This is a genomic window from Chitinophaga sp. MM2321 (genome assembly GCF_964033635.1).
Taxonomy (GTDB): domain Bacteria; phylum Bacteroidota; class Bacteroidia; order Chitinophagales; family Chitinophagaceae; genus Chitinophaga.
In genome coordinates this window covers 2264001-2280554 of record NZ_OZ035533.1, presented here as the reverse complement: position 1 = coordinate 2280554, position 16554 = coordinate 2264001, and the positions used below count along the sequence as shown (strand labels likewise).

The following is a 16554-nucleotide window of genomic DNA, read 5'->3' as shown; positions in this document are numbered from 1 at the left end:
GAAGTTGGCGAAAATTCTCTGAAGTAATTATTTGCCCAGCAATTGATTATACAACGCCAGGTAATCACCAAGATCATCATTTTCTTTCTTGTAAGGTAAGATGATCTTGCCTTTTTCGGCCTTTAACTCATCTACTACTTTTTTCTCCACCTTGTCTCCTGCCAGTATTACCGCATCCGCGTATTTACCGGCTCCCCTGTTGAGGGCTGTATTGGTACCTTCCTTGTAAAGTTCAATATCTTTTTCCTTGATCTGGTTGCTGATAGTGGCTTTTTTAACAAAAGAAGCACCCAGCTTTTCCTTGAAGGAATTGGGAGATAAAGAATATACAATCTTTGAATTGGCAAAAACCGGTTCTTTTTTATAGGCGGTTTTCAGATACATGGGGATCAAAGAAGTCATCCATCCGCTGCAATGAATGATGTCCGGAGGCCATCCAAATTTTTTCACCGTCTCCAGGGCTCCCTTACAGAAGAATACCGCGCGGGCTGCATTATCGTCGAAAAACTCTTCGTTTTCGTCGGCAAAAACAGTTTTACGCTTGAAATAATCCTCATTATCCAGGAAATACACCTGCAAACGGGCATTCGGAAGAGAGGCCACCTTGATGATAAGCGGATAGTCATCCCCGTCTATCACAATGTTGATACCCGACAGTCTTACCACCTCATGCAAGCGGTGTCTTCTCTCATTAATAATTCCAAATCTAGGCATGATCACTCTCACTTCCAGGCCCGCCTCATTGGACTTAATTGCCATTTTATTGACCATCGCCGCGTAATCACTCAATTCCAGATACGGCGACATCTCCTGGGCAATAAAAAGAATTCTTTTCTTTGTGGACATTTAACGCTGATTATTAATGCAGTAATTTTTAATTTGGCTTGCAAAATTACGGATTTTTTACGGAATATTGGCCAATCTGTCAGTTTTAACATCCTTTTAAGCAATGTTTTATGTATCTATTTAAGCGCAGCAGTGACCTGAAGAAGCACCTGGATCTGGTAAGAAAAAGCAACAAAAGCATTGGTTTTGTGCCCACTATGGGAGCATTGCACAATGGTCATCTGTCACTTATTCAGGCTGCAAAAAAAGAAAATGATGTGGTTGTTTGCAGCATCTTCGTAAATCCTACGCAATTCAATGATCCGAAAGATTTTGAAAAATATCCCATTACAATTGAAGAGGATATTAAAAAACTAAACGATGCATCAACAGATATTCTTTTCCTGCCATCTGTTGAGGAAATGTATCCTGAAGGTTTGACTATTGGTAAAAACTATGATTTCGGCAACCTGGAAACCATCCTCGAAGGTAAATTCCGACAAGGCCACTTCCAGGGGGTAGGCCGGATAGTTCACAAATTACTTGATATTGTTCAGCCTCACAAGCTTTTCATGGGACAAAAGGATCTACAACAATGTTTAATAATACGTAAGCTCCTTATAATTATAAATTCTACGGTAAAATTAGTTATATGTCCCACCGAAAGAGAATCCTCCGGACTTGCCATGAGCAGCCGTAATGAACGCCTTTCCCCCATCGCCCGCAAAAAAGCAGTGGCCATTTACCAGGCGCTGGAGAAACTGAAACACGACTTTGGCAAAGGACTCTATTTCCTGGAAGGCGCACACGAAGCCTTCGAAAACCTCAAAAAACAAGGTTTTGAGCCCGAATACGTGGACATCCTCACGCTGGAGGGGGACAACCTCCACCATATAGACCAGCCGCCCGGCAACCATACAGTGGTAGCCGCTATTGCTGCCTGGCTCGATGGCGTAAGACTGATTGATAACATGGTATTGCAGGGATCGCTATAATCCGCAGACAGTGGCAGCAGGATTTACATGACCCGAAATCTTCCTACCACTGCCTTCTTACCTCACTTTGCACGTTAAATTATTTTTTTTCCCTAGCTTTGCGGACGCTCTTTTCCAGCAAATAGCCAGAAACAATTATGCAAATTGAAATATTAAAGTGTAAGATCCACCGCGCGGTAGTTACGGAAGCCAACCTTCAATACGTTGGAAGCATTACGATTGATGAAGATCTGATGAATGCCGCTGGTCTGATTGAGTACGAAAAAGTACAGGTAGTAAACGTTAATAACGGAGAAAGACTGGAAACCTATGTCATCAGAGGCAAAGCAGGTTCCGGTGTAATCTGTATGAATGGTCCCGCCGCCCGTCTCGTTGCCCCCGGCGACGTGGTGATCATTATGTCCTATGCCACCATGGATTTTGAAGAAGCTAAGAAATATACGCCTGTTGCCATATTTCCGAAAGAAGGAAATAAACTGTAAGCCCATATTACCATTCTAACGCCCTAAAAACAACTTTGGAGTATGCCCAAAATGCTTAAAAACGTCATTAAGTTTATTTGCTTTTTCGGCATAGGAGTCCTGCTGATATGGCTGTTTACCCGCAATATCACGCCTGAACTCTGGGGACAGATCAACGATGCTTTGCACAGGGCCAACTACTGGCTGGTAATTCCCGCCATCGTTCTTGGTATAGCCAGTCACTGGCTGCGCGCCGTTCGCTGGAAACAACTCATGAAACCTTTGGGCTACCACCCCTCTACTTTAAATACCTTTTTTGCCGTTATGGTCGGCTATCTTGTCAACCTGGGCGTACCCCGCCTCGGCGAAGTAACCCGCTGCGGCATACTGGCGCGGTATGAAAAGGTACCTGCTGATAAACTGGTAGGCACCATGATCGCCGAACGGGCTGTAGACCTCCTTTGCCTGGTACTGCTCCTGTTCATTACCGTATTTTCCCAGTTCGATATCCTCGGCGCCTATGTCAATAACGCCATTCTCACACCTATCCAGCACAAAATAGCACAAGCCAACATCACACAACTGCTGATCATAGTAGCAATAGGCATATTGGTCATTCTCCTTTTGTTATGGCTGCTGCGCCTCTTTGCCCGGTCCAAAGTAGCCATCACCATCAAGGCGCTCGCCAGGGGTGTAATAGAAGGCATTTTGTCTATCGGCAAAATGAAAAATAAAGGCTGGTTCATTGTGCAGTCCATGCTCATCTGGATCTGCTACCTGTCACAGGTATATATGGGCTTCTTCTGCCTCGCAGAAACCAGCCACCTGGGTATCAGTGCCGCATTGGCTGTACTGATGATCGGTAGTGTAGGCATGATCGTTATGCCTGGCGGTATCGGCGCTTATCAGCCACTGGTAGAGAAAACACTGGAACTATATCATATTCCTTACGCCATCGGTTTTGCCTTCGGCTGGATCATATGGCTGGCACAAACCCTGCTCGTGATCTTCCTTGGCTTCCTCAGCCTGATAGCTCTCCCCATTTATAACAAGCAACGAAAAGTGCAACCCTGATGCGGAGGTGACACCTGATCATTCTCCCCTCATTTTTCTTAACTTTAATTTAATACGGCCGGTTAACCTAAATCCGTTATCATCGTAGTTTGTATGATGTGAATTTTCGAATGTAAATAAGTTTGTATGCGTTTGCCGATTGGAGAGAATCTTGATATTATGACAGTAACAGCAACAGTTCCGCAGAAAAAGATAAGCAGCAAAAAAGTCCCCGCCGGGAAGAAAAAAATGATTGCCAGGGATATCAGCTGGCTTTCATTTAATGCAAGAGTACTACAGGAAGCAGCAGATACCTCTGTTCCGCTGCGGGAACGCATCCGTTTTCTGGCCATTTTTTCCAATAACCTCGACGAGTTTTTCCGGGTAAGGGTAGCCACCCTCAAACGCATGATGTCCTTTGGCAAATCCGCTAAAATGCATCTCGAAGAAAATCCGGGAAAAATACTGGATGAGATCCAGGTCAATGTAATAGACCAGCAGCGCGAGTTTGACCGCATCTGGAAAGATATCTTCAACGAACTGGAAGCCCAGCACATCTTCCTGCGCACAGAAAAACAACTGAACCGGGAACAACAGAAATTTGTACTCAACTACTTTAACGAAGAAGTACGGACGAATATCATCCCGCTGATGATTGAAAGCATCCAGCACTTCCCCATTCTCCGCGACAGATCCATTTACCTGGCGGTGGTACTGGCACGACAGGATAATTCAGTGCGACAGAAATTCGCCCTCATTGAAATCCCGACCAACGTACTCCCCCGGTTTATTATCATGCCTTCCAAAGAAGGACAACACGATATTATTTTACTGGAAGATCTCGTTCGCTTTTGTTTGCCAAGCATCTTCTACTATTTCGGATACGATAAGTTCTCCTCGCACATTATCAAAGTAACACGCGATGCAGAACTGGATATAGACAATGATATTTCCGACAGCCTGATCCACCAGATCGAAAAAGGGTTGAAAGACCGCCGCAAAGGCAAGGCTGTAAGGTTTGTATATGATAAAGATATAGACCCGCTCCTGCTCGAATACCTCATGCGCCGGCAAGGACTATCCGGTAAGGATAACCTGATCCCTGGCTCAAGGATTCACAACTTCAAGGATTTCATGGATTTCCCGGAATCCATTTTTCCGCCGCATATACACCGCAAAACATTTATCCATCCGCTGTTCCTGAATGCACCCAGTGTGATGCATGTTATCCAACAACAGGATGTGATGCTGCATTTCCCTTATCATTCCTTTGATACCATCATTGATCTGCTAAGGGAAGCCGCCATAGATCCGAATGTATCCTCTATCAAAATAACTGCGTACAGACTTGCCCGTAACTCCAAAATCGTGAACGCATTAGTGAATGCCGCGCGTAATGGCAAGCAGGTAACGGTTGTACTGGAACTACGCGCCCGCTTTGATGAAGCAGCCAATCTCGACTGGAAATCACGACTGGAAGACGAAGGCGTAAAAGTATTGTTGGGTATTCCCAATACGAAAATTCATGCAAAGCTATGCGTGATCAAAAAAAGGATCGGCACCAAAACACTGCAATGCGGCTTTGTAAGCACCGGTAACCTCAACGAAAAAACGGCCAGAGTATACGGCGATCATTGTCTGCTTACCACCAACCGGGCCATCATAGCGGATATCAACCGCGTCTTTGCCTACCTGCAAAGTGCGCGGCATGATGCCGGTATCCTCATCGGATGCAAAACAATACCGGTAAGCCCGCTGAATATGCGTGATACCTTTATCCGCCTGATAGACCGGGAAATCAAAAATGCCAAAAACAAAAAGAAGGCTGTTATCATCCTGAAGATGAACTCCCTCTCCGACCCGCTGCTGATTGCCAAACTCTATGAAGCCGCTAAAGTAGGTGTAGATGTAAAAATGGTTATCCGGGGTATCTGTTGCGCCTATACGGAAAATAAAAAGTGGAAGAAAAATATCACAGCCGTCAGTATTGTAGACGAATACCTGGAACATGCCAGGGTATTCATTTTCCATCATGGCGGCCAGGAAAAGGTATATATCGCCTCCTGCGACTGGATGGTGCGTAACCTCGACCACCGCGTGGAAGCAGCGGCACTTATAACGGACCCGGCTATACGTCGGGAACTGATCGACATCATGCACATTCAGCTGAGCGGCAATGTAAAAACCCGCATACTGGACAACGAACAAAAAAACGAATACAAAAAAGTAGGCGATAAAAAGATCAGAACACAGATGGAGATCTATAAATATTTACATGAGAAGCAGTACCAATAAGAGGTAAGGATTTAATTATTTTATTATTTGGAGATTTTGCTTCAGATGGAAAACAAAATAACTAAATCTCTAAATAATTAAATTCCTAAATGTTTTACTTTTGCTCTTTTCACCAAACATACCTCCCGGATGAAGTTAGCTGCTATTGATATAGGTTCGAATGCTGCAAGACTGCTCATATCTGAAGCATCTCCCAACAGCATTGGTGAAATGGACTTTACCAAGGTAAACCTGGTGAGAGTACCGTTGCGACTGGGTTTCGATGTATTCACCAATAACAGTATTTCCGAAAAAAAAGCGGAGCATCTTATTAATACCATCAAGGCATATAAGTTACTGCTCGATGTATACGAAGTAAAATACCTGAAAGCCTGCGCCACCTCCGCCATGCGCGATGCTGCAAATGGTAACCAGCTATTGCAGGAGGTTAGAACACAAACCGGTGTTGACATCAAAATCATTTCCGGCCAGGAAGAAGCATCTTATATTTACGAAAATCATGTGGCGGAGCACATGGATAAAACCAAGTCCTACCTCTATATCGATGTAGGCGGCGGCAGCACGGAACTAACGCTTTTCAGCGGTACCCGGCTGATCTTTAAAGAATCTTTCAACATCGGTACTATCCGGCTGTTGCAGCAACAGGTACCGGATACCGCCTGGCAACAGATGAAAGATTTCCTGAAAGTACAGTTAAAAAATATCGGACCCGTTATTGCCATCGGGTCAGGTGGTAACATCAATAAAATATTCTCGCTCTCCAAACGGAAAGAAGGCAAACCTTTATCACTGGAGCTGTTGAAAGACTATTACAAAGAATTCAGCAATTTCAGTGTAGGAGAACGCATTCACCTGTACAACCTGCGGGAAGACCGCGCAGATGTGATTGTTCCGGCCCTGCAGATCTATGTAAATGTAATGCGTTGGGCAGATGCCGCCGAAATATATGTGCCGAAGATCGGGCTGGCAGATGGACTGATCCAGGCCCTTTACCGGGAGATTGCACTTCCCACAATTGCTGACCAATAACCACACATAAAAAAAGTTTCCTTTTTACTTTTTATATACTAACCTTTGCGACTGGCTGATGGCCCATAGCTGTTGGCTATGATGTCAGGCCACCTGTTAAACATTAAAAGCTAACTGCTTATGTCTGTGAATAAAGAAATAAAGCGTATTACCACGCATATTTTGCAGAAGATGAAGGTAGATGGAGAGAAAATCTCCATGCTCACTGCGTATGATTATTCCATGGCCAGGATCTTTGATGACGCAGGGATAGACATCCTGCTGGTAGGCGACTCCGCATCCAATGTGATGGCCGGTCATGAAACGACCCTCCCCATTACCCTGGATCAGATGATCTACCATGCTGCCTCGGTGGTGAGAGCCATCAAACGCTGCTTTGTAGTGGTAGACCTGCCTTTCGGCTCTTATCAGGGCAATTCCAAAGAGGCTTTGAGTTCCGCCATACGCATCATGAAGGAAACCGGTGCACATGGCATTAAGATCGAAGGTGGCGAAGAAATCATCGAATCGGTAAAACGTATCATCTCTGCCGGTGTACCCGTTATGGGCCACCTGGGCCTTACCCCGCAGTCTATTTATAAATTCGGCACCTATGCCGTTCGTGCTACGGAAGAAACAGAAGCCAACAAACTGATTGAGGACGCCAAACTACTACAGGAAGCTGGCTGTTTTGCCATCGTACTGGAAAAGATACCGGCAGTACTGGCCAGGAAAGTGGCAGAAACAGTGGAAATACCCATCATCGGTATTGGCGCCGGTAAATATGTAGATGGACAGGTACTCGTGATGCATGATATGCTGGGCATCAACAAAGAATTTAAGCCGCGTTTCCTCCGCCGCTACCTGGACCTTTACAGTCAGATCTATGGCGCTACACAGTCATATATCAATGATGTGAAAGCGAAAGATTTCCCGAATGAAAATGAACAATACTGATCCAACTCATAAATAAAAAAACTTACAGGGTGGTGCTTCGCCACCCTTTTTTTAATATCTTTATACCTATCTTATAAACCAATACATCCCAATACTATTCCCTTCCAATCAATGTGATCAAATGAAATTCAGGCCGGTTATCAATTATAACAGCAACCAACACATAACGCAATTGGATGCTATACGCGGATGGGCCATACTACTTGTGCTCCTATACCATTTTTATGCCGACCACATCAGTTTTCTGGGAATAGGCTGGGCCGGCGTGGATCTATTCTTTGTACTGTCTGGATTCCTTATAACAGGTATCCTACTGGATACAAAAGGGAAACCAGCTTTCTTTAAAAACTTCTATGTCAAACGGGTACTCCGGATATTTCCGGTCTATTTTTTTGTATTGGCTATTATGTTATATGTTATACCTGCCATTTCCATCACCGCTATACCCGATCTCCCCTACTATTTAAAGCATCAGCCCTGGTTCTGGACATATTTTCAAAACTGGCTTTTTACTTTTCAGGGCTACCCCACAGACAGGGTACTCAGGTATACTTGGTCATTATGCATTGAAGAACAATTTTACATGTTTTGGCCTTTTCTCATTTACAGACTCAACACCAAAAATATTATCAGAGTATTACTCATCTTTATTATCACAGCCAACCTATTGCGGCTTATTCAAATTGACGGATGGAATGATAATTACAAATATGTAAATACTTTTGCAAGACTCGATACTATTTCAATAGGTGCACTGATCGCGGTTTTGATACGTACCAGGAAAGACATCCTGGAAAAGTATACTCCTTTTGTAATGGTCCTGTCTGTAACAATGTTAGTGGTTATCATTGGCTACAAGAAGAGCTTATACTTCGGAAACCTGTATGCCGCTTTCACTTTCCTCGCATTGCTCTTTGGCTCAATTATTATATGGAGCCTCTCTTCAAATATTCCGCGCGGATTAAGCATCGCTGTAAATAACAGGACGATGATATTTCTGGGAAAATATTCATATGGAATTTACTTATATCATGTGCCCATACATTTCTGGGTGACGACCGGGTTGCTGGATTACCTGAGTAATACGGGATCATTAAACATTTATACTACACTGTTGATAAAAACAGCCATCCTGCTTATAACCATAGGCATCAGTGTTTTGAGTTTCAAGTACTTTGAAACCCCCTTTCTAAAACTGAAAAAGAAGTTTACTGTCAGAAAGTGAGGATTGACAGCACTGAAGCTGAATAAAAAAAGGACATTTATTGAAAGGGAAAACAGAAGATAGCCTACCTTTCACTCCACAGTAGCTTTCAATTAAATGTCATAAAAAATACAGGATGTTAAACGATATATTAGATGGCCTCATGAGCCGCTACCAGCAGCGGGTACCGGATGTAGCAGCTGTTATTACAGCCATGATCCGGGATGGCCTTATTAAAAATGCAGCAGATATTGAAAATGATCATATCGCTTTCAGAACAATGGGCGTACCTCATTTAGGTGTACAGTCGCTGGAGAAAATTTTTCTCCACTACGGCTATACGAAAATGGATCATTATCATTTTGCGGCCAAAAAGCTGGATGCCTGGTGGTATGCGCCCCCTGCACCACAATATCCCCGCATTTTTATCAGCGAATTACGGGTCAGTGACCTCAGTAAACAGGCGCAGGACATCATTTACAGCTATACCGGCGACGTAAAAGCAGATCCCGTAACCACGCTTAACCTGGACGACAGCCAGGCTGTAGACACCTTTTTACACGGCGGTCTTTGGCGCACGCCTACCCTGGCTGATTTCAAGGTACTGGCTGCTGAAAGCGAATATGCTGCCTGGGTGATCTATAACCGCTATTACCTCAACCATTTTACGGTAAGCGTTCACAATCTGCCGGCAGGATACAATACGGTAGCAGGTTTCAACACCTTCCTGGAGAAAAACGGATTTATACTCAATGATGCCGGCGGCAAAATAAAAACAAGTCCGGATGGCAACCTGTTGCAAAGTGCTACCGTTGCCAGGATGATAGACGCCGTATTTGCCGGTGGTGAAACATATCAGATTGCAGGCTCCTATGTAGAGTTTGCAGAAAGAAAGGTATTGCCTCAGTTTGCCCACCTGCCAGCCAGCCAGATAGAGCGCCGGCACAGGCGGGAAGGCTTTGAAGCCGGTAATGCTGATAAGATCTTCGAAAGTACATACACCGCCCAAACAAAAAAAAGTTCCTAATTTCGTATCCATAATACACCAAATAATGGCAGAAGATCTTTTAAAAGCATTCGGTATCCATGCACAGCAAAGCGGTGTAAGCACCGGCAAACACTGGCTGGCAGCCGGCGGACCAGCTATCGTTTCTGTTTCTCCGGTAGATAACAAAACGATTGCCACCGTGAAAAGCGCCACCCATGACGACTATGACCTGGTAGTGACAGTAGCGCAGGAAGCTTTCCGGGAATGGCGCAACTGGCCCGCTCCCCGCAGAGGTGATGTGGTGCGGCAGATAGGCGAAGCACTTCGTAAAAATAAAGAACACCTGGGTAGACTCGTTTCCTATGAAATGGGGAAAAGCCTCCAGGAAGGATATGGTGAAGTACAGGAAATGATCGATATCTGCGATTTTGCAGTGGGACTTTCCCGGCAGTTGCACGGATTAACCATGCATTCAGAACGCCCCGGCCACCGTATGTATGAACAATGGCATCCACTGGGGATTACCGGTATCATTTCAGCATTTAATTTCCCCGTTGCCGTTTGGAGCTGGAATGCTATGCTGGCATGGGTTTGCGGTAATGTATGCATATGGAAGCCCTCAGAAAAAACACCGGTGACCGCATTGGCTTGTCAACGTATAGTCGAGACCGTATTTACAGCCAATAATGTACCCGAAGGTGTTTCATGTCTGCTTACCGGCCACCGCGAAGCGGGTGAATGGATGGCCAATGACCACCGGATTCCGCTCGTATCCGCCACCGGCTCCACCCGGATGGGCAAGAGCGTAGGCGCCGCAGTGGGCGCACGTTTGGGACGTTCCCTGCTGGAACTGGGTGGCAACAACGCCATCATTATTTCACAGGATGCAGACCTCGACATGTCGCTGATAGGCGCCGTTTTCGGCGCAGTAGGTACAGCAGGCCAGCGATGTACTTCTACCCGCAGACTCATCATCCATGAAAGTGTATATTATGCCTTCACAACAAGACTCATAAAGGCCTATGCTCAACTACGCATCGGTGACCCACTGGATGAAAACAACCACGTAGGCCCACTGATCGATAAAGATGCGGTAAAGGCTTATCTCCATTCCATAGCACAGATCCGGGAACAGGGAGGCACTTTCCTCGTAGAAGGCGGCGTACTCGAAGGTCCGGGGTTTGAATCAGGTTGCTACGTAAAGCCCTGCATTGCAGCGATAGACAATGTATCTGATATTGTGCAACATGAAACCTTTGCACCCATTCTCTACGTAATGAAGTACCAGACACTCACGGAAGCCATTGCCATGCAGAATGATGTACCACAGGGATTATCCTCCGCCATCATGACGCTCAACCTCCGCGAGGCAGAACAGTTCCTTTCTCAGACAGGTTCCGACTGCGGTATTGCAAACGTCAACATCGGTACTTCCGGTGCTGAAATAGGCGGCGCTTTTGGTGGTGAAAAAGAAACAGGCGGCGGCAGGGAAAGCGGCTCAGATGCCTGGAGAGCTTATATGCGCAGACAAACAAATACCATCAACTACACCGATAAGTTGCCACTGGCACAGGGAATAAAGTTTGACCTGTAAATGTTATTAAACGATTATCGGTTAGCTTGAATAAGCTAACCGATAACCCTGGAAAATATATTGCTATAAAAATATTCTTTGGGACTCTTGCAGCTCCGAGGCTTCAGCCCCGGAGCTTTTAATTTTCTTGTCAGGCGTGCCACCCGATCAGATTTTAAAAGCGGTTGATAAAATATGCTATAAAAAAAGTCTTATAGCTGCAGGAAAAAAAATCCTGTGTTCATCTCTACATACATCGACAATCATGGTTTTAAAAAATAGTAGCGAGGTTAGAGAACCCCGCTTTTCGTTAAACGGAAACCATGCTTATGAGAAAAATATTTAATAGCGGGAAGCCATCAAATACTCTTCCGGATATAAATATTAGACTTTTTTTTGAATATTCATATTCAACTTTTGTGCTACAGTAGCATTGTTTCCATTGACTTTTACAACCATAAACCGTCCACATCCTTTATCATAAAGGGTTTTCACCTCTTTACCCTTTACACCAAGGTGGCGGGCCATAGCAGGAATATTTTCCGGATCCCCGCAAATAACAATGGTTTTGCCCTTATTTTTCTTAATCATGTCTTTTAGCACACTTTCCACCAGCTCCGGATCGTTGGTTATCCGGTAATAATCCAGGCTACATTGCTTGGTACGGGAAAGCGGTGTTACTGTTTGTACGGCACTGTTTACATAGGTGGTGTAAATAGCGGCAATATCCTCGCTCTGCAGGGAAGCGGCCAACTGGTCGGCCTGTTCCAATCCTGCTGTACTTAATCCCGGATCAGCGGATGGGGAATTTTCCACTTCAGCAGGATTTACAAAAATAATGGTGGTTACATCGGGTCCATTCGCAAATGTTTGGGTACCGGCAGCCATCATAACGGCTAAAAAAGCGGTTTTCAACATAACATTAATTTTACGAGATGAGGTAATAGAAATTGTTGGGAAAAGAGTTTCCCGGAGTCAGATCTGGCAGATGAGGAGGTATGAGGTAAAAGAAGGAACAATGTAAAACTACCGCATCCTGTAACATGCAGGAAGTACATTATGACAGATGGTTACAAGGGCTGTCAGGCAAGCGTATCAGGATAAGAACGGCCATATCAGTTGAAATCTTCCCAGTTAACCAATATATAGAGCGTTTATCATTAATAATTTAGTGTTATACCTCTTTTTATATACCTTTAACCTTATCATGATATTCAAATAGTAATTCATATTATACCGGGAAAATTATCGAACATGAAATTGTTTAGTCGAGAGCTTGCAGTCTTGGCAGGGTGTGTTGCATTGATGACTGCGTTTACTACAAAATCCGTTGCACAAAGTAGACCCCCATTGCCGAAGAACTGGCATTTATTGAGCTATGATACGGATAGCGTTTACGGTACGGCCACAGAAAAGGCTTACAAGGAATTACTCAAAGGGAAGAAAAGTACACCTGTTATTGTAGCGGTGATTGATTCCGGTATTGATACCACCCATGAGGACCTTAAAGCAGTTTTATGGACCAACCCCCGTGAAATTCCCGGTAATGGCAAAGATGATGACGGCAACGGTTATATCGATGATGTGCATGGCTGGAATTTCCTGGGTGGCAAAGATGGCAGCAGTGTAAAAGAAGATTCTGAAGAAGCTGCCCGCGAATACTATCGGATCAAAAATCAATATGGTAATCCGGATTCAGCACTGAACAAGGATTCCAAAGAATATGCCTACTGGCAAAAGTTGCAGCAGAAAATAGAGAAGCCAAACACGGAGTACAAAATGCAGTACAAGACCATGGCTAAACTCCAGGAAAATGTAAACAAATGCGAATCCATCCTCAGAACCTATCTCGGTAAAGAAGATTTCACGGTACCACAGCTGGACAGTATTCAGACAACCAACCAGGATGTATTGCTGGCACGCAATTTCATGACCCGTTTGCTGAAAAGCGCAGGTGACGAACCTGCCACATTCAGCGATTTCAAAATGGAGTTCGATGCATACATGGATGACCTGAAACGCAAGGCTGAAAGTACAACAGTTCCGCCCAACGAAAACAGGGAGAAAATTATTGGCGACAACCTCGAAGATATCAATGATAATAAATACGGGAACAATGATCTGATGGGCAACTTCGGCTTCCATGGTACCCACGTAAGTGGTATCATCGGCGCTGTGAGAAACAACGGGGTAGGCATTGACGGCATTGCCGACAATGTGCGCATCATGGCAGTAAAAGTAGTACCGGATGGTGATGAAAGAGATAAAGATGTAGCCCTGGGTATCCGGTATGCAGTAGACAACGGTGCACAGATCATCAATATGAGCTTTGGTAAACCATTTTCCCCGCATAAAGACTGGGTAGATGACGCGGTGAGATATGCAGAAAAGAAAGGCGTATTACTCATACACGCTGCCGGCAATGATGGCAGCGACAATGACTCCGTAGCCAACTATCCGAATCCGGTTTATGCCGACAGCACAGTAGCTACCAACTTCATTACGGTAGGTGCTACCAGCACCGGAAGAGGTAACGACAAGGTGGCTGGTTTTTCTAACTATGGTAAAAAAAGTGTAGACCTTTTTGCACCGGGTGTACAGATCTATTCTACCATACCTGGTGGTAACAAATATGGCAGCGCCAGCGGTACAAGTATGGCAGCCCCTGTGGTAGCCGGCGTGGCCGCACTGGTACTCTCCTACTACCCTGAACTGAGTGCCGCCCAACTGAAATACGTATTGGAAAAAAGCGCCTCACCACTTCCAGACAGCACTACGTCTGTAAAGAAACCGGGTACGCAGGATGAGCAGGTAGAATTTGCTGACCTGTCAATTACTGGTGGTATGGTAAATGCCTATGATGCGCTGAAACTGGCTGCTACCCTCAAAGGAGAAAACGTGAAGAAGAAGCAGCATAAAACGAAGATGAAAGCAGTAAGAAAGAATTAATTGATTTACGAATTTTTTGATTTTGAGATTTGGAATGCAGCGAAACAGATAAGCATTTGTAGTAATCTCCGCTGCATTCCAAATCTCAAAATCCGTAAATCAAAAAACCCGTAAATCGTAAATATCTATTTCATTTTACGAGCCGCAAACTAACCGGGTATCTGTAAGCAATACCATCATTTGCTTTCATGGCGGCCATAATACAGAAGATTATATTTATCAGCCACAGTACCCCGTGGAGATCATGCCAGCCCCAGGTAAAAGAGAAGATCTCTCCCCTTGTATGTCTCCAGAAATTAGCCATCGACCACAATCCCATACTGATATTGTTAATGATGTTCACGATCACGGAAACGATGCTGATTGTGATCTGAAAATTGATCGCTTCCTTACCCTGACTATCTACAAACTTTGATTCGTTACGTTTAATAATCCACAGGATGAGTACCGCAATGATATTGCCTGCTGTGGGCAATACAATCATACCTAAAATACCCCCCAGGTGTACAAAGGCAGCCCAGGTACGTTCTTCTTTCTGAGTCATAAAAAGTGGTTAAATACAAGCGAGAAGTTAGTTGCTTATTTTGTAATATCAAAGGGGTGAAAGTAAAAAAACTACAAACCTGTAAGCCGGATTCTGTTCACTGGCAATGCCAGTGCTGCTACCATTTATCTGCGATGACGCTCACACGTCACCTGTATCTGCCTACCCTCGGTCATCGGGCGAGCAGCCCTCAAGCGACCGTATACATGGCATTTCAGCACACAAGGTTTACCCGCACAAACAGTTACCTGCCTGTACCGTGGGCGCTTACCCCACATTTTCACCCTTACCCCGTCAGAAACGTGGCGGTCATTTTCTGTGGCACTGGCTGTCCCCGGCAAGCCGGGGCCCACCCGTTAGGTGGTGTGTTGCTCTTTGCTGTCCGGACTTTCCTTCCTCTCGAACAAGTCGAAAAGACGATAGCACGGTTTGTAGTTGGAGCGCAAAGATAGGGGAAATATTTACGGATTTTTTGATTTACGAATTTAGGGATTTGAAATGCAGCGAAAATTATTTAATAATAATATATCAATCTTCGTTGCATTTCAAATCCCTAAATTCGTAAATCAAAAAATCGTAAATCATTTAAATGTTATTTCCGTTGCCCCATACCCATACCTGCCGTGGTATTGGTTTACGTAGGTGGCTACTTCGGGGGTTTGTTTGAGGACCTGATGAATTTCATCACGCAGTTTGCCTTTACCTACCCCATGGATAACAATCAGGTTATGCTGATGATGTGAGATGGCCAGTTCGAGGTAACGCTGGAATGCATTGAGCTGGATAGCCAGGATGGCGATGTTGCTCAGCCCTTTCCAGTTCTTTTCCAGTGCTTCAATATGCAGGTCCACTTCCTGTTTGGGTTCCAGTGAAGTTTCCGGTTGCAGTTGTATTTTGCTCAAAAGGCTCGCAAAATTGCCCGATCCCAGCGAAGTAATGGCTGATGCAGCCTTCTTCTTGGCCGGTTCTGCCGGTGCAGGCGGTTCCGGTTCTTTATCGGGAAATTTGTCGAAAAGCGGGTAAGTAATGGTGGCTTCTTCCTTGGCGCGCAACTGCTCCAGCTGTACAAACATCTGCCGGGGCTTAATTTTCCACGTTTTCTTTACAGACGTAGCCAGTTTGGCTTGCGGCTCTTTCAGGAAAAAAGTAAACTCAAATCTCGGGTTATCGTTCAGGGATTCAAAAATCAGGTCTGCCAGGTAAAAGTGATTATAAGGCTGAATTTCATTCTTTATTTCCAGGTCCAGCTGGTTGTTCAACCAGATCTGAAAATAGAAGCGCATGGCATGCGGCGTGTCGTTAAACAGGTTAAACTTCATCAGCTTCACCGTTTCATCGTAGCCATCCATCTGGTAAACTGGTAGTACGGAAAGGAACATGCCTTTATCCGTCTTAAATACTTCGTATTTACGTCTGTCTACTTTGATTTCATCTCCGGGGATCAGGCGGGGCTCTTCTTTCACCAGCTTTTGTTGGGTAAACCGGTGGAAATATGGGAAATCTATCTGGTCAAGATACACCGGAAAGGAAGTGCCTTTCACTTCTATCATCACCATATTATCATTCACAAAGTCTACTACGGTACCCTCTTCTTTCGAACTCAACAGTAGTATCCTGTCGCCTATTTGATATTTCATAATTGCATTCTTCTGTCTGCAAAAATAGAAATTTGAGGTGGATTTAAATGGAAGAGATTATAAGA

General features: G+C 44.7%; 14 protein-coding genes and 1 other RNA gene. 10 read left to right on the top strand and 5 right to left on the bottom strand.

Annotation, left to right across the window (positions count from 1 at the left end):
• Positions 1 to 27 precede the first annotated feature (27 nt).
• Positions 28 to 846 (bottom strand): glycogen/starch synthase, encoded by an 819-nt coding sequence (locus ABQ275_RS08840; protein ID WP_349317924.1) that lies wholly within the window; start codon positions 844 to 846, stop codon positions 28 to 30.
• Between the two features lie 110 nt (positions 847 to 956).
• On the opposite strand from ABQ275_RS08840, the gene panC reads away from it, so the two are divergent.
• The 9 genes from panC to ABQ275_RS08795 all read left to right on the top strand — a co-directional run bounded on the left by panC (position 957) and on the right by ABQ275_RS08795 (position 11380).
• Positions 957 to 1820, top strand: coding sequence for a pantoate--beta-alanine ligase (panC, locus tag ABQ275_RS08835; RefSeq protein WP_349317923.1), 864 nt, complete (start codon positions 957 to 959; stop codon positions 1818 to 1820).
• Positions 1821 to 1957: 137 nt separating this feature from the next.
• The gene (gene panD / locus ABQ275_RS08830) at positions 1958 to 2302 is read left to right on the top strand and encodes an aspartate 1-decarboxylase (protein ID WP_349317922.1); all 345 of its coding nucleotides are present in this window, start codon (positions 1958 to 1960) and stop codon (positions 2300 to 2302) included.
• 42 nt (positions 2303 to 2344) lie between these two features.
• Positions 2345 to 3355, top strand: coding sequence for a lysylphosphatidylglycerol synthase transmembrane domain-containing protein (locus ABQ275_RS08825; protein WP_349317921.1), 1011 nt, complete (start codon positions 2345 to 2347; stop codon positions 3353 to 3355).
• 126 nt (positions 3356 to 3481) lie between these two features.
• Complete coding sequence (gene ppk1, locus ABQ275_RS08820; RefSeq protein ID WP_349317920.1) at positions 3482 to 5629, top strand: polyphosphate kinase 1; 2148 nt, start codon at positions 3482 to 3484, stop codon at positions 5627 to 5629.
• A 129-nt stretch (positions 5630 to 5758) separates the two neighbouring features.
• Positions 5759 to 6658 carry an exopolyphosphatase gene (locus tag ABQ275_RS08815; RefSeq protein ID WP_349317919.1) on the top strand — a complete coding sequence of 300 codons (900 nt, stop codon included), beginning with the start codon at positions 5759 to 5761 and terminating at the stop codon, positions 6656 to 6658.
• Positions 6659 to 6778: 120 nt separating this feature from the next.
• The gene (panB, locus tag ABQ275_RS08810) at positions 6779 to 7594 is read left to right on the top strand and encodes a 3-methyl-2-oxobutanoate hydroxymethyltransferase (RefSeq protein WP_349317918.1); all 816 of its coding nucleotides are present in this window, start codon (positions 6779 to 6781) and stop codon (positions 7592 to 7594) included.
• A 121-nt stretch (positions 7595 to 7715) separates the two neighbouring features.
• Positions 7716 to 8819, top strand: coding sequence for an acyltransferase (locus tag ABQ275_RS08805; RefSeq protein WP_349317917.1), 1104 nt, complete (start codon positions 7716 to 7718; stop codon positions 8817 to 8819).
• 115 nt (positions 8820 to 8934) lie between these two features.
• Positions 8935 to 9825, top strand: coding sequence for a DUF1338 domain-containing protein (locus ABQ275_RS08800; RefSeq protein WP_349317916.1), 891 nt, complete (start codon positions 8935 to 8937; stop codon positions 9823 to 9825).
• Positions 9826 to 9850: 25 nt separating this feature from the next.
• Complete coding sequence (locus tag ABQ275_RS08795) at positions 9851 to 11380, top strand: aldehyde dehydrogenase family protein (protein WP_349317915.1); 1530 nt, start codon at positions 9851 to 9853, stop codon at positions 11378 to 11380.
• Positions 11381 to 11743: 363 nt separating this feature from the next.
• Here the strand turns inward: ABQ275_RS08795 and ABQ275_RS08790 are convergent, their stop codons facing one another.
• The gene (locus ABQ275_RS08790; protein WP_349317914.1) at positions 11744 to 12277 is read right to left on the bottom strand and encodes a histidine phosphatase family protein; all 534 of its coding nucleotides are present in this window, start codon (positions 12275 to 12277) and stop codon (positions 11744 to 11746) included.
• A gap of 432 nt (positions 12278 to 12709) precedes the next feature.
• Here ABQ275_RS08790 and ABQ275_RS08785 point away from each other — a divergent pair, with 432 nt between their 5' ends.
• Complete coding sequence (locus tag ABQ275_RS08785) at positions 12710 to 14308, top strand: S8 family serine peptidase (RefSeq protein WP_349317913.1); 1599 nt, start codon at positions 12710 to 12712, stop codon at positions 14306 to 14308.
• Between the two features lie 130 nt (positions 14309 to 14438).
• Here ABQ275_RS08785 and ABQ275_RS08780 read toward each other — a convergent pair whose 3' ends face one another.
• The 3 genes from ABQ275_RS08780 to ABQ275_RS08770 form a co-directional block, all read right to left on the bottom strand.
• Positions 14439 to 14852 (bottom strand): DUF4870 domain-containing protein, encoded by a 414-nt coding sequence (locus ABQ275_RS08780; RefSeq protein ID WP_349317912.1) that lies wholly within the window; start codon positions 14850 to 14852, stop codon positions 14439 to 14441.
• Between the two features lie 66 nt (positions 14853 to 14918).
• An RNA gene (gene rnpB / locus ABQ275_RS08775) (RNase P RNA component class A) lies at positions 14919 to 15288 on the bottom strand.
• A gap of 145 nt (positions 15289 to 15433) precedes the next feature.
• A complete protein-coding gene (locus tag ABQ275_RS08770) occupies positions 15434 to 16489 on the bottom strand; it encodes a Smr/MutS family protein (protein ID WP_349317911.1) in 1056 nt (351 codons plus the stop codon).
• Between the last annotated feature and the right edge of the window lie 65 nt (positions 16490 to 16554).

Coding starts and splice junctions, on each gene's coding strand:
- ABQ275_RS08795 (WP_349317915.1), top strand. CDS start 9,851: ATGGCAGAAGATCTTTTAAAAGCATTCGGTATCCATGCACAGCAAAGC.
- ABQ275_RS08805 (WP_349317917.1), top strand. CDS start 7,716: ATGAAATTCAGGCCGGTTATCAATTATAACAGCAACCAACACATAACG.
- ABQ275_RS08815 (WP_349317919.1), top strand. CDS start 5,759: ATGAAGTTAGCTGCTATTGATATAGGTTCGAATGCTGCAAGACTGCTC.
- panD (WP_349317922.1), top strand. CDS start 1,958: ATGCAAATTGAAATATTAAAGTGTAAGATCCACCGCGCGGTAGTTACG.
- ABQ275_RS08780 (WP_349317912.1), bottom strand. CDS start 14,852: ATGACTCAGAAAGAAGAACGTACCTGGGCTGCCTTTGTACACCTGGGG.
- ABQ275_RS08840 (WP_349317924.1), bottom strand. CDS start 846: ATGTCCACAAAGAAAAGAATTCTTTTTATTGCCCAGGAGATGTCGCCG.
- ABQ275_RS08770 (WP_349317911.1), bottom strand. CDS start 16,489: ATGAAATATCAAATAGGCGACAGGATACTACTGTTGAGTTCGAAAGAA.
- ppk1 (WP_349317920.1), top strand. CDS start 3,482: ATGCGTTTGCCGATTGGAGAGAATCTTGATATTATGACAGTAACAGCA.
- panC (WP_349317923.1), top strand. CDS start 957: ATGTATCTATTTAAGCGCAGCAGTGACCTGAAGAAGCACCTGGATCTG.
- ABQ275_RS08825 (WP_349317921.1), top strand. CDS start 2,345: ATGCCCAAAATGCTTAAAAACGTCATTAAGTTTATTTGCTTTTTCGGC.
- panB (WP_349317918.1), top strand. CDS start 6,779: ATGTCTGTGAATAAAGAAATAAAGCGTATTACCACGCATATTTTGCAG.
- ABQ275_RS08790 (WP_349317914.1), bottom strand. CDS start 12,277: ATGTTGAAAACCGCTTTTTTAGCCGTTATGATGGCTGCCGGTACCCAA.
- ABQ275_RS08800 (WP_349317916.1), top strand. CDS start 8,935: ATGTTAAACGATATATTAGATGGCCTCATGAGCCGCTACCAGCAGCGG.